Below are 13,650 nucleotides of genomic sequence, written 5' to 3'. Positions count from 1 at the left end.
GAACCATCTTTAGTTCCAACTGAATATCGTCCCACGTACGATCGTCTGAACCACTCGAAGCTTCCTAAGAGCATCCGGCGTGGATTCAAGGGGGTCGTGGTCTAGAACCGTCATGTTCGCCCATTTGCCCACTTGCAAAGTTCCCTGGACGTTTTCTGAGAAAGAGGCATAGGCCGGGCCCTTTGTATAACAGGAGAGGGCCTCGCTCGGTGTTAGGCGCTCGAGAGATGAGAGACCGGGACGAGAGACCGCTGACCACAGCCCCTCAGCCGTGCTTGGATCATCGCTGGGGCTGTCGGATCCGGCTGCCAAATGGATTCCCGCTTGAATCATAGATTTGAACGGATACAAGTATGAGACGCGCTTTCCGAGACGTTTCTCGGCCCAACTGTCCGAGTAGATGAAGCGAGGTTGAACAGAGGCAACCAACCCCAACTCTGCCATGTCCCGCATCAGCTCTGGGGGCACCAGAGATGCGTGTTCTATTCGATGTCTCGATTTCTGACACTCCCTGGACCCTAGAGTCTCGGTCAGCGTCTCTACCCCCATTGCGACGGCCCTATCGCCAATGGCATGCAAGCATAGTTGAAGCCCGGTATCTCGGGTCTTGTCGATCGCGCTCAAGAGCTGCTCCTTAGACATTGTCAGCATTCCTGAAGAGCCCGGGGCATCGTCGTATGGGCTTCCGAGAGCCGCTGTTCTCGCGCCGAGAGATCCATCCAGGAATAGTTTGATCCCTCCAATTCTGAAGCCGTTCCCCCAAACGGCAAGTTCGTCTTCCATTGACGCGACTTGTTCGAGCATGTTCATTGGTAGAATCGCGTAGATTGTCTGTGCGATCTTTCCCTGATGCTTCAGGTCTTTGAGGGCTTTGAATTCTTGATCGTCTTCGATTATGCAGTGCAAGGAGGTGACTCCTTGCTCTAACAGTTTCTGAGACGCGACAAGTAGGGCTTCTCTTGTCTCTTTCTCGTGTCTAGGGACTGATCTACTAACAATCTCCAGGGCTCGTTCTTTCAATATGCCGTTGGGTTTGCCAGTTGAGTCTCTCTCAATTTCTCCGCCAAACGGGTCCGGAGTGTTTTCATCGACGCCTGCTTTGGCTAGCGCGGTCGAGTTTGCAACGGCGACGTGGCCGCAAATTCTTCTAAAGAAGGCCGGGTTGGTTGTGATATCTACGTCGGATCGATCAGGGTATCGGTGATCTCGAAGCTTCTCTTGATCCCATCCTCTTCCAAGTATCCACTGGTCTTTCGGCTTTCCCGACGCGACCTTCGCAAGCATCGTTTGAATTTCGGCAATGGATCTTGCACTAGACAAATCGAGGGTACGCAGCAACATTCCGTATCCCAGAAGGTGAACGTGGGAGTCAGCGAGGCCGGGAACTCCGACCAGTCCATGAAGGTCAACAGAATTGGTTGACGCGGCCTTGAATCTTAGAAGGTCTCGGCTGGAACCTGTTGCAGTGACGCCGCCGTCCGTGATTGAGATCGCTTCAACCCTGCTCTGTCTGTCCGGCTGAAGGTAGATTCTTCCGTTGTAGAGTATCAGATCAGGGTTGGCCAAGTTCTCTTACTGCGATGCAGCCGTCATTGGTACCGGACTAATGAGAGAGGTGATTGTAGATTCAATCTTTGATGCATCCTTCAGTGGAGGTCCGCAGACCTTGCCCACGCAGACATATGCAACGGGAGCTGTTGCATGTTCGTAGCCGAGTTGCTTGATCCTCTCAGAGTCCCTTGCTGGGTCCAGTTGGAGGAGATACCTTCTGACAGGGTAAAGTTTTCTGGCTTGCACTCTGAATTTTTCAGCTTCCTTCGACTTGGATCCGAGGATGGTGACTCCGATCGGCCCGTTTAGCAGGGATTCAAGTGCAAGCGCGTATGATGCAGCCATTATCCCGTACCGCTCATACTCGCTGGCGTAGAGCCTCAGCGTCTTCTCCGCAAGCTTCTCGTATCGATCGTCCCCAGTAATCCATGACAGGCGAAGCGCGGCCGTAGCCATCACGCTGTTCTCGTCCATGGGTTTGTCCCGAGCCTGAAGTTCTCCGATGTCCGCTGACTGTTCTGCAATGTCGTAGAATCCCCCACCTTCTTTATCACCGAGGGTTCTAACTGAGTAATCCATCAGTTTCTTCGCTGTCTCAATGTGAGCCCAGTTTCCTGTGTGCTCGTAAGCATCGGCGAGAGCATGCAAAGCTAGAGCGTGATCGACCAAGAGTCCCTTTAGTGCTGAAACATCTGCGCCGACATAGTGCGGTAAGGCTCCTCTATTGTCAATGGTGGTTATGACGCGCTCTAGAGTTTTCAAACCGAATCTCGCATACTCGGGATTGTTCAAGACTGCGCCGGCGAGCAGGTACGACGAGGCGAATAGAACATTGTAGTTTGTGTAGAAAGTTTTGTCAATGCTTGGCGCCGAGCGCTTTTTTCGCTCGTCCAAGCCTAGCTTGTAGTATTCCTCGTCAGCGTCTTGGCTGCCGTAAAATCCTCCCTCTTTCGAGTCTGCGAATTTTGATTGAACGTATCGTAGAATACCTTCAGCCTTCTCTTTGAAGAACGTATTTCCAGTAACTTGGTAAGCCTTGAGATATGTTGCAAGAAGCCGGGCATTATCCTCAGCCATCTTCTCGAAGTGTGGTATCGTCCAATCCCTAGTCGTGGAGTATCGGAAGAACCCGTCCTCAACATGATCGTAGAGTCCCCCTCTTCCCATCCGCTCAAGAGTCTTGTTGACAACCGTGAGCATCTCCTTCTCCCCATGGTAACGATATCTCACGAGAGCGTATTCGAGAGAGTCAGTCTGCGGAAACTTAGGCTCAAAGCCAAATCCACCGTAGTCAATGTCAAAATTGACCGCTATAGCGGTTCCAATATCCTTAGCGATACTCTCCGTCAGAGGATCTGTCGTCGCCTTTGGAATCCGAGGCGGCTCAAGCTTGCTTCGAATCTTCCCCTTGCTCTTTGCGTACATGTCGAGTACTGATCGGATGACTTCGCGTAGCTGTTCAGGTGGGATGTAAGTCCCGCCCGTGATGATCTTTCCCTCGCTGTCGAGGAAAGCGGTCGTGGGCCATCCCCCCATGTTGTATCGGCGATTGACATCAGGTCGCTTATCGGTGTCCACTCTTATCGGGACGAACTTCTTGTTTAACGCGTCAACTACAGCTGGATCTGAGTAAGATGTCTCATCCATGACGTGGCACCAGTGGCACCAAGACCCCTTGATATCGAGTAGAATGGGTTTGCCTTCGGCCCGAGCCTTTTCAAAACTCTCCTTACTCCAGTCGAGCCATAGTATCTTTCCCAATTTTAGTCTAAACAGTGAGTGGCTGAGAATGATATAAGAGTCCCATTCGCGTTTCGTCCTCTGAATTCGTCCCAAGCGAGAGTCCGGATGGAAACAGTTGTCTAAGTATCGACGCGAAGAACCAGTGTCAGTTCCTAAACATCGACACTGCCCAGTATGCGGCACTCCAACAGAGTTGAAGCAAGAGTACTGCAGTGACAAGTGCAGGGTAGCAGGAAAGAAGGTTCAGAGGACAAAGATGAGAAATATTATTGTAATAACCGCACTTGTATTCACGTTCTACATTGCATTTCTAATATTCAGTCGTGCACTAGGCTAAGTCATGGTTCGGGTCGGGTTTTGGTTGCCCGTCCAATAATCTCGCTGACTGAACGATATCCATTGTCTCGAAGGAACTTTGACATGCCTGTTGTGATTTCCCGGAACACCTCAACTCCTCGATACATCACCGCTGTCCCCACTTGGATAGCTGACGCTCCTGCCATCATCATCTCGACTGCTCCCCTCCAATCCGTTATCCCGCCGACACCTATAACAGGTACTCTGACCGCTGCTTTTACCTGATAGACTGCTCTTACAGCGAGGGAGTGGAGAGCTGGGCCTGAGAGACCACCATAGACTCCTCCTAGAATTGGAGCCGCAGCGTCGATATCGATTGCCATTCCCAGTGCTGTGTTGATGGCTGTGATAGCATCAGCTCCAGCACCTTCCGCGGCTCTCGCAATTTCTTGAATGTCAGCGACGTTCGGCGTAAGCTTGACTAAGACGGGCAGTTTGACGCTCGCCTTTACAGCCCGTGTAACCTCGGAAACCATTTCGGCTCTCTGTCCTATTTCTACTCCGACCTCCCTGACATGAGGGCAGGACACGTTCAACTCTATTGCGATTGCACCGCCTTCTTCCCCCTTAGAAGCAGCCTCGGCGAACTCTTCAGCGTCGAAACCGAAAACGCTAGCTATGACCGGAACTCCCGCCTTGGCTACTCCGGCCACCTCTTCGCGCATCTCATCCATTCCGGGGTTCGGAATTCCGAGAGCGTTTAGATAACCGCCTGGAACTTCGATGAAAGATGGGTTCCGATATCCTTCCCGGCCCTTTCGATTGAACGACTTTGTAACGACCGCTCCTGCGCCTGCTCTGGAAGCGCGAACCATGACTTCGCTGGAAACGCCGAGAATTCCTGAAGCAAGAATGGCGGGGTTGGGGAGGTTTATACCAGCAAACTCCACCGATAGGTCAGGTTCCAAATGCGGTCTAGACGATATGCCGGTCCCACGTTAATTATCTTCGCACCAACTAATCCAGCACTAAGCAACAGGACCGAAATCGGCGAGCGATTTTGAAGGCCTACCTCGTCGATTCACCGGCAGGACTTTTCCTCCTGGAGAAAACCGGGAAGATCGCTGAGAAAGCGCTCTTTCCCCGTAACCCCAAAGACGCGGCTGTGAAACTGAACGAGGTTCGGCAGGGGCAACTGCCCGCTGAATTCTCTGAATTCGCGCAGAGCTTGTCCCAGCTTGGTCTAGAAAAGCTGACCGTCGACAACGAATATCTTGCACGGATTGCTCGTGGCATCTTGGCCTCAGATGTCGTTCTGGACGAAAGAGATGAGACAATCTCTAAGTTGCGGAACCGACTTCCGAACATGCTCGTCCGATTCAGAATTGTGGAGTCGAAGGACGACTATGAGAAACTGGTCCATGATGTCTCCATGGAACTCGCGCAGGCTTCAATCGCCCAGACAGGTACGAAGCGAGACTTGTATGCGATTCAGACGGTCAGGTGCATTGAGGACTTGGATAAGGTTCTGAATCTGCTCGCGGGACGAATACGAGAATGGTATGGTCTCCATTTTCCCGAGATAGACAGGCTTGTGGAAAAACACGATACCTACATCCGACTTGTCCAGAGCCTAGGTACACGCGATTCATTCTCCCAAGAGGCGCTCGTCGAGCTGGGGATACCTCAAGAGCGGTCTAGAATTATCTCGGAGGCGGCCCAAAAATCCTCGGGTGCAGATCTCCCTCAACCAGATCTGCTATGGCTACAAGAAGTCTGCACGACTGCTCTCCAGATGTACAAGCTAAGGGAGACTGCTGAAAAGTATACCGACAAGATCATGTTGGAAGTTGCGCCTAACATGACTGGCGTACTAGGCGCGGTTCTCTCCGCCAAGATCCTTTCAATGGCCGGAGGATTAGAGAACGTCGCTAAGATGCCCGCGAGCACGATTCAAGTCTTGGGCGCTGAAAAGGCACTCTTCAGAACCCTCAAGACTGGCGCTCGTCCACCTAAACACGGGATCATCTTCCAATATGCTGCTATCCACCAATCGCCGAGATGGTTGAGAGGTCGGATTGCCCGAGCGGTTGCAGGCAAACTCGCCATTGCTTCCCGAATGGATGCTTTCGGCGGCTCCAACGAGGGGGACAAGATGCGAACGGCATTAGAGAAGAAATTGGTGGAACTGAAAGATCGTTATCAAGGACAACCACCCAAGAAGAAGCATGCTACGCAATGGCGTCCGGCCCCACAGAAGATTCGAAGGGATCTATCTGATCGGGAGGGAAGGGCAAGAGAGACTAGGTACCCTCAGCCTAGCACCGGGCGAGAGCGTTTACGGAGAGGAAATCGTCAAAGTTGGCGATGAAGAGTATCGAGTATGGGATCCATACAGGAGTAAACTCGCCGCTGCGATCCTGAAGGGACTTGGCAAGATCCCGTTCAGGGCAAAGTCGAACGTCCTGTACTTGGGCGCTGCGAGCGGCACAACTGTAAGCCACGTAAGCGACATCGTAGGGCCTGAAGGGAAAGTATTCGGCGTTGAATTTGCACAAAGATCATTCAGAGACCTAGTCAATAACGTATCGAAGAGAAGAGGCAATACCGTACCGATATTCGAGGATGCGCGGTTCCCGAGCCGGTATAGGAGTCTTGTCTCCGAAGTTGATTCAGTCTACTGTGATATCGCGCAACCAGACCAAGGAAGAATATTGGCGGAGAACCTTGATACATTTCTGAAACAGCCAGATGAGTTCCTTATGGCGATAAAGGCGCGCAGTGTTGACGTGACTAGGGATCCAAACGTTATCTTTCGGCAGGAAGCCGATGTTCTGAAAAAGCGGGGCTACGCGATCGAGGAGATGGTTAGATTGGACCCCTTCGAGAAAGACCACTGCATGGTTCGAGGAAAGAAATAGGTCAGGCCCTTTTCTCTTGGATGGAGACGGATTTTTCGATGTTATGCTCCAGAATGAGTTGCGGAGGCTCAACACACATCTTCCAAAGAATAGAAAAACCATTAGAGAATTGATGACTGAAGACCAGCCAACCGTTCCTACTGTGGGAGGGGAGAAGCTCGCTCTGAAAAAATCTGAAGTTGAAGACTTGAGAGCCGAGTTGCCAGACGAATTGCTTGACAGGGTCAAGCTTCCCATCGTTTTATTGAGGAGGAGGGACCTGGGAGCGGGCGCGTTCACGCTACTAGGAGATACGTACGAGGAATACGCCCTATCGAAGTTGCTAGGCGAGAACAAAGGAACTCTCGCAGACTTCATACGATCAAGGCCATCGTCTCTGGTCTTCTACAAACCCCATGTCAGCGAATTGATGCGCCGGTTTCACTCACTAATAATAATTGGATTCGGCCTGTCCGATTAGAGACACCTCCTAACGGCTCGCATCCAATACTCCATGGGTTACCAATGCACGGGTTTGCCTAGTTACGAGACTCCACGCGAGTCTTGAACGCTTATGTACGGCATGGTTCCCAAAGAACTAGCCGATACCCCTCTTGCTCGAGGACAGCGTCGCGAAACGTGTCGTTCACACTTGTCTGAGGGTACACGAAGACGACATGGTCCTCATCGAAACATGGCAGCACACAATCGACTTGGCTAGCGAAATCGCCCTTGAATGCTATCGCACAGGCGCGAAGCCCCTCATAACACTGAACACCGACCGACTCTGGTGGGGAACCCTCGCCGAGATTCCGGAACAGTACATGCGCAAGATCCCTCGACACATACTCAGCGCAGTAGACAACGTCACAGTCTGGATCGCTCTGGGCGGTCCGGAGGATCCCACAAAGTTTCGTGACGTACCGGCCTCGAGGCTGGAGATACTTTTCGAAGGGGACAAGCCTGTTCTCGACAAGACCTTCGAGAAAAAAGTTCGAACAGCGGAACTGCTTCTAGGTCACGTTACGCCTCAACGGGCCAAAGCTTACGGTTTTGACTACGACCGCTGGTTAAAGATGACCGAAGACGCGATCAAGGTCGACTATCCGAAACTTGCGGAACTGGGAAGAAAAATGGCCCTTCGACTAGAACGGGGAGTAAAAGTCCACATTACTTCGAAAGGAGGTACAGACGTAAGGTTTGACATTACGAAAAGACCGGTTCATGTCCAGGATGGAATCATTGATCAAGCTGACATTGAACATGGACTAGTATCGACCCAATTGCCTTCAGGCAAGGTTGAGGTTGCACCGCTGGAAGAGTCAGGGCGAGGGGTCGTAGTGTTCGACGTTCCGCGAGCCTTGAAAGGAAGACTGATTCAGGAGCTTCGACTCGACTTCGAGAAGGGTCACCTCAAGGAATATCGCGCTAAGAAGTATGAGGAGGTATTCCGAGAGGTCTATGAGTCGACCCGGGGTGACAGAGACAGGATTGCTCAGTTCACGCTGGGACTGAATCCCAAGGTCGATCTCATCGGCTACACAACTGATGAACTGTCTTTGGGTACAGTGACAATTGGTGTTGGAGCCAACAAGGGTATTGGCGGTAAGAACGACAGTAGCTTTTCGTTCTCGGGAACCATCACCAAGCCGACTGTGGAAATTGACGGCCAAACGATACTGATTGACGGAAGAATCGCCCTATAGAGCAACCGTCCATTTTTAATCCACGATCAAATAGCGAGGCGAAGTGCTCGCATGGTCAAGAGACGAGTCGACCTTCTAGTTCTCAACTCGAATGAAACCGTGACCCTCGATCGTCCTGATAGCGAGAATGAATTGGGGGTTGTCGACAACGGAGGTGTTGCGATAAGCCAAGGCAACATAGTCTTGGCCGCGTCAACGCAATTGCTGCAGCGAAGGTTTCGTGCCAGAAGGACTATCGATGTTCGGGACGAGATAATACTGCCCGGATTCGTGGACCCACACACTCACTTAGTCTTCGACGGGGCCCGCGAGCAAGAATTCCAGCACCGAATAGCTGGCGCCAAGTACATGGACGTTCTTCGCAGTGGAGGAGGAATAATCGAGACTGTGAACCGTACTCGCCAGGCCAGCCCGGAGCGGCTTTTCCAATCTGGGAAACGAAGACTCGACACATGTCTAGAATCAGGCTCGACGACCGTCGAGATCAAGAGCGGCTACGGGCTCAGAAGGGATTCCGAGCTCAAGATTCTCAGCGTCGTTAACCGTCTAAAGAAAGATCATCCTTGCAACATCGTCCCCACGTACATGGGCGCCCATGCAGTTCCGCCGGGAGAGGTCTCATCGGAATATGTGACAAGTATGACGAACGAAACAATGCCACAGGTCGCAAAGGCGGGGTTGGCAGAGTTCTGCGACGTCTTCTGCGAACAAGGAGCATTCGATTCGATCGCATCAGGAAAGATCCTCAGGAAAGCGGTAAGCCTTGGTCTCAAGGTCAAGTTGCACGCAGACCAATTCACCGATTGCGGAGGAGCTGCCCTGGCAAACAAATTCCATGCAACCTCGGCGGACCATTTAGTCCGCTCACCGAGGACACAGCTCGAAAGGATGACTGAGACGAACGTCACCCCGGTATTGCTGCCTTCCTCATCTCATAGTCTACTTGGCGCACAGTACGCAGACGCTCGAGGGATGCTCGCCATGGGCCTTCCTGTTGCGTTGGGAACCGACTTCAGCCCTTCTAACTGGATGCTCGGACAACTAACGACAGCCGCCGTTGCATCTCGAGAGTTGAGAATGAACGCTTCCGAAATAATTCGAGGAATAACGATCAATGCAGCCAGAGCCCTGGGATTAGAGAACGAGGTGGGAAGTCTGGATGCCGGCAAGCAAGCGGATCTTGTAACCTTACGAGCACCGAACCACAAATGGATCGGATACACGTATGGTGAGCGGATTGTTGACAATGTCCTTATCGGAGGCGAATGGGTAGTGAGGGACGGTAGGAGAATTCTTTGACTCAGAGGCGAAAGCCGCGAGCAGCATCAGTTCTGAAAAGTCGAAGGAGGATTTCAGCGATCACCGGAACGGAGCTGCATTGTAAGAGTTGGCAAATAGAAGGTGCCTACCGAATGCTTCACAATGTTCTAGATCGCGAGGTTGCGAAAGATCCTGATCATTTGATCGTTTATGGTGGTACAGGACGAGCTGCTAGATCTTGGGATGCGCTTGAGGCAACGCTCAGCTCCCTAGAGAACCTTGGTGAGGATCAGACTCTTCTTATTCAAAGTGGCAAGCCGGTCGCGGTTTTCAAGACTCACCGGCTGGCTCCGCGAGTGCTCATAGTTAACAGCATGATTGTTCCGAAGTGGGCGACGTGGGACTACTTCTACGAACTTGAACAGAAGGGTCTCATCATGTATGGGCAGATGACTGCAGGTTCTTGGGCGTTTATTGGAACACAGGGAATCCTTCAGGGTACTTACGAAACGCTCGCGGCGGTCGCCAAAGAACACTTTCAGGGAACGCTCGCGGGAAGACTCGTCTTAACGGCCGGTCTTGGAGAGATGGGAGGTGCACAGCCCTTGGCGGTGACGATGAATGATGGCGTCGCTCTAGCAATAGAGATCGACAAGAATGCAATAGACAAGAGAATTCGCTATGGATATGTTCAGACTTTCACTGATGATCTGGATGAGGCTTTAGATATTGTTCAGCAAGCCAGGGTGGATCGGGTTCCGCGCAGCGTGGCTCTCCTGGGGAACGCCGCTGAGGTTCACCCCGAGCTCCTTAGACGTGGGATTATTCCTGATGTAGTAACTGATCAAACGTCGGCGCATGACCCCCTCAATGGCTACTATCCGATTGGTCTTTCGAAGGAAGAGGCCGATTCGTTGCGCCGGTCTAATCCGGCAGAATACATGAAGAGGGTTCGTAAGAGCATCTTCATGCACGTGAAAACGATTATCGCGATGTCTCACCGAGGAGCTGTAGCGTTCGAATATGGAAACAATCTCCGACAACAGGCATTGGACGCTGGGTTGAAGAATGCATTTGAATTCCCGGGATTTGTCCAGCGCTACATCAGACCGATGTTCTGCGAAGGCAGGGGGCCATTCAGATGGACCTCGCTGGTGGGAGATCGAGAAGACATTCGCAAGATCGACGAGCTAGTTCTCTCCACCTTTTCCCAGGACCAAGGCCTGTCTCGGTGGATTCGGAAAGCTCAGAAGGAAGTGAAATTCCAGGGCTTGCCAGCAAGAGTGTGCTGGCTCGGATTCGGAGAACGAGCCAAGTTTGGCGGATTGATAAATGAAATGGTGGCAAAGGGAGAACTTGCTGGTCCGATATGGATTGGAAGGGATCATCTTGACTGTGGTAGCGTTGCTTCTCCTCGTAGAGAGACAGAGGGAATGCTTGACGGGAGCGATGCCATCGCTGACTGGCCTATACTCAATGCTTTGTTGAATACGGCCGCGGGAGCGACTTGGGTAAGCGTGCACCAAGGGGGTGGTGTTGGCATGGGCTACAGCATTCACGCTGGAATGTGTCTAGTGGCCGATGGAACGCCTGAAGCTTTAGGCAAAATAGAACGAGTGTTGACTACCGATCCGGGGATAGGAATTGTGAGGCACGCGGATGCAGGGTACACTACAGCGAAGAGAATAGCCCGCGAAAAGGGCATACAGATGCCGATGCTCAAGTAGCCCGCAGAACCGGTTGGTCCGAACCCCTAGGCAAAACCGGGTTTGTTTTCCTTGGACGGTCGGGGAATCTGGCTCATGTAGAGGCAGCCCTTGGCAGGCAGTTTCATCGAGCCAACGCGTTTGCTACTGGTCAGCTTGACGGGGGCTCCTCGAACGAGAACGAAGGGTATGCTCTCCGAACTTTCTCCCATCAATAGCTGTGCAGCTCCGGCGATTCCATCGGCTACGGCTTGGAAGGTTATCCTAGCCTTTCGCCCGTAGAGATCGGTGATTCCACGAGTGTCCCGAACTGGTTGGAATCCTGAGCAAGCAACCGCCATCCCTATCGTCCCGATGCGAAGCGGCGTAACCCTGCTGTCAACAATGACGACACCGACACTCTTGGAAAGTTTCCGATCGACACTCCTCCGAATCGCGTCAGCAGACCGTTGGGGGTCTCGCGGCCAAGGTATGACACTGCCGCTTGGAGAATTCTTCTGGTCAACCCCCGAATTCGCGATCGCATCTCCGTTCTTGAGTGTTAGAAGTACGCCGGGAACTCCGCCGTAGACTGAGTCAGACTCGTCGATGACAACCTGAGCAAACTCGGGCAGCATGTCAAACTTGCGGCCAAGTCTTCTAGCCAAGGGCGTCGGCTTAATGCTTACAAGCGAGATGGTGTTATTTTCTGAGATAGATACGATCTTACTTGTGATCGCAATTATGTCTCCACTCCTGACTCTCAGTTTTGCAAGCGAAAGCGCTTCAACGAATCTCTCAACTATCGTGTCACCTGGAAGAACTAAGCTGGACCTGAGTGGGTAGAGTTCCACTCTAAACCGAGCCCATAGTGTTCCGCCGTACTATGTCGCTGATTGCACCGTCCTTTATCAGTTCGAAAACTCGCTGGATATCTTCGTGGGAAGACCTGTCATGGGTCAGAGGACGAACCCGGTTCCGAATGGCTCGATACACGCTGTTCGTGCCTCTTCCCAACTTGGAGTTCGTCTGCCTGAGATGAACCGCTTGAGCTGCGGTCAACAGCTCTATCGCTATCACGTATCGGCAATTCTCGAGGATGTCGGTTGACTTGTGGGCCGCGCCAGGACCCATGCTCACAAAGTCTTCGAAATTGTTTGATGTGGGAATCGAGTCACTGCTGGCCGGATGTGACAGTATCTTGTTCTCAGCGACCAGAGCGGTCGCTGTATATTGAAGAGCCATCAAACCACTGGCAAGACCAGGCTTGGATTCCCTTCCGACCAGGAAAGCGGTCAGACCATTGTTCAAGGACGCGTCGAGCAGAGCAGATATCCGTCGCTCAGAAATGTTCGCGAGTGTCGAGAGCCCCAGCCCCATAATGTCCAGAGCCATCGAAATCGGTTGCCCATGAAAGTTACCACCAGATAAGCAGGCTTTATCATCCGGGAAAATGAGAGGATTGTCCGTGGCCGAATTCATTTCAATCTCAAGTGTCGACTTGACAAACATCATCGCGTCGAGCACTGGTCCCATAACTTGGGCGGCACATCGGAAAGAGTAGGGGTCCTGGGGGCGTCCGTTACCCGGATCGTCCTTGGCTATCGTTCTGCACGACTTGCTACCTTCCAAGAGCGCACGGACGTCCGCGGCGACTCGGGTTTGTCCCGGATGCCGCCTGATCTTGTGAATCCGTTCATCGAACGGATCAATCCATCCCCTGATTGCCTCCAAAGAAAGTGCTAGCGCGGCCTCGGCAGATGCGAGGAGATCATAGGAATCCCAAAGATTGAGACAACCGATCGAAGTCGTCTGCTGCGTGCCATTGTTCAGTGCGAGGCCTTCCTTGGCTTCCAGCTGGATCGGATCCTGACCCGCTCTCTGAAGAGCCTCCCCGCCTGAGCGCCATCTCTCCCGATATTCGGCCTTGCCTTCACCCATTAGCACCAGCGCCATGTGAGACAGAGGAGAGAGATCACCGCTAGCCCCAACTGATCCTTTCTGGGGAATGTAGGGATGCACGCGCTTGTTGAGGAGCGCTACGATGAGCACAGGAATTTCCGGCCTAATGCCTGAGTTGCCCTTGATGAGCGTGTTCGCTCTAAGGAGCATCATCGCTCTTACCACCTCGGTTGAGTGAGGTTTGCCTACACTAGCTGCATGGCTCCGAAGAAGGTTGGCTTGAAGTTGCCTAAGATCTTCAGTAGCCACCTTGAAATTAGAGAGTGCGCCAAACCCAGTGTTTACGCCATAGATTACCTTGTCCTCCTTGAGCAACTTTTCGAGAACCGCCCTGCCTCTAGTCGTCCTTTCAATTGCCCTCTTGTCTATTCTGACTGTGCTGTTGGTTCGAGCGACGGACACTAGCGTTTTCAGCGTCAGGTTTGATCCGTCTATTGTGACTTCGGCCAATCTTCCACGAGAATGCGGCACGCGAGGATTTGGGAGATAAGGTTGGCTGTTCATTCGGCAGATTGTCCTTGCTCAACGCCGATTGAAGCTGAAGTC

12 protein-coding genes are annotated in these 13,650 nt (G+C 52.4%); 7 read left to right on the top strand and 5 right to left on the bottom strand.

The genetic code is table 11. The features are described from left to right. Positions 1 to 9 precede the first annotated feature (9 nt). A complete protein-coding gene (locus VGS11_02005; GenBank protein HEV2118872.1) occupies positions 10 to 1,566 on the bottom strand; it encodes an amidohydrolase in 1,557 nt (518 codons plus the stop codon). Between the two features lie 6 nt (positions 1,567 to 1,572). Beyond that, positions 1,573 to 3,312 (bottom strand): DUF255 domain-containing protein, encoded by a 1,740-nt coding sequence (locus VGS11_02000; protein HEV2118871.1) that lies wholly within the window; start codon positions 3,310 to 3,312, stop codon positions 1,573 to 1,575. A gap of 124 nt (positions 3,313 to 3,436) precedes the next feature. Here VGS11_02000 and VGS11_01995 point away from each other — a divergent pair, with 124 nt between their 5' ends. Continuing rightward, positions 3,437 to 3,631, top strand: coding sequence for a DUF2116 family Zn-ribbon domain-containing protein (locus VGS11_01995; GenBank protein ID HEV2118870.1), 195 nt, complete (start codon positions 3,437 to 3,439; stop codon positions 3,629 to 3,631). Position 3,632: 1 nt separating this feature from the next. Here VGS11_01995 and VGS11_01990 read toward each other — a convergent pair whose 3' ends face one another. After that, a complete protein-coding gene (locus VGS11_01990) occupies positions 3,633 to 4,559 on the bottom strand; it encodes a dihydroorotate dehydrogenase (protein ID HEV2118869.1) in 927 nt (308 codons plus the stop codon). A gap of 92 nt (positions 4,560 to 4,651) precedes the next feature. Here VGS11_01990 and VGS11_01985 point away from each other — a divergent pair, with 92 nt between their 5' ends. The 6 genes from VGS11_01985 (at position 4,652) to hutU (ending at position 11,184) form a co-directional block, all read left to right on the top strand. Further along, the gene (locus tag VGS11_01985) at positions 4,652 to 5,962 is read left to right on the top strand and encodes a C/D box methylation guide ribonucleoprotein complex aNOP56 subunit (GenBank protein HEV2118868.1); all 1,311 of its coding nucleotides are present in this window, start codon (positions 4,652 to 4,654) and stop codon (positions 5,960 to 5,962) included. Next, positions 5,862 to 6,512: a fibrillarin-like rRNA/tRNA 2'-O-methyltransferase gene (locus VGS11_01980; GenBank protein HEV2118867.1), complete on the top strand. Its 651-nt coding sequence runs from the start codon at positions 5,862 to 5,864 to the stop codon at positions 6,510 to 6,512. Before VGS11_01985 ends, VGS11_01980 begins: the two co-directional genes overlap by 101 nt. A gap of 43 nt (positions 6,513 to 6,555) precedes the next feature. Further along, a complete protein-coding gene (locus VGS11_01975; protein HEV2118866.1) occupies positions 6,556 to 6,972 on the top strand; it encodes a DUF61 family protein in 417 nt (138 codons plus the stop codon). Between the two features lie 133 nt (positions 6,973 to 7,105). Next, positions 7,106 to 8,197 carry an aminopeptidase gene (locus VGS11_01970; protein HEV2118865.1) on the top strand — a complete coding sequence of 364 codons (1,092 nt, stop codon included), beginning with the start codon at positions 7,106 to 7,108 and terminating at the stop codon, positions 8,195 to 8,197. A gap of 51 nt (positions 8,198 to 8,248) precedes the next feature. Beyond that, positions 8,249 to 9,496, top strand: a complete 1,248-nt coding sequence (gene hutI / locus VGS11_01965; protein ID HEV2118864.1) for an imidazolonepropionase — start codon at positions 8,249 to 8,251, stop codon at positions 9,494 to 9,496. 50 nt (positions 9,497 to 9,546) lie between these two features. Next, on the top strand, positions 9,547 to 11,184 hold the full coding sequence (hutU, locus tag VGS11_01960) for a urocanate hydratase (protein ID HEV2118863.1): 1,638 nt from the start codon (positions 9,547 to 9,549) through the stop codon (positions 11,182 to 11,184). A 26-nt stretch (positions 11,185 to 11,210) separates the two neighbouring features. On the opposite strand, the gene VGS11_01955 is transcribed toward hutU, so the two are convergent. Next, entirely contained in the window at positions 11,211 to 11,996 is a 786-nt protein-coding gene (locus tag VGS11_01955) for a coenzyme F420-0:L-glutamate ligase (GenBank protein HEV2118862.1), read from the bottom strand. 1 nt (position 11,997) lies between these two features. Beyond that, positions 11,998 to 13,554 (bottom strand): histidine ammonia-lyase, encoded by a 1,557-nt coding sequence (gene hutH, locus VGS11_01950; protein ID HEV2118861.1) that lies wholly within the window; start codon positions 13,552 to 13,554, stop codon positions 11,998 to 12,000. Positions 13,555 to 13,650 lie beyond the last annotated feature (96 nt).

The organism is Candidatus Bathyarchaeia archaeon (assembly GCA_035935655.1).
Lineage (GTDB): Archaea > Thermoproteota > Bathyarchaeia > 40CM-2-53-6 > 40CM-2-53-6 > 40CM-2-53-6.
Note: the sequence above shows the minus strand (reverse complement) of the source record. Positions and strands in the feature narration are given on the sequence as shown.

Excerpts from the sequence above, each read along its gene's own strand:
- VGS11_01975 (HEV2118866.1), top strand. The coding sequence starts at position 6,556 with ATGCTCCAGAATGAGTTGCGGAGGCTCAACACACATCTTCCAAAGAAT.
- hutI (HEV2118864.1), top strand. The coding sequence starts at position 8,249 with ATGGTCAAGAGACGAGTCGACCTTCTAGTTCTCAACTCGAATGAAACC.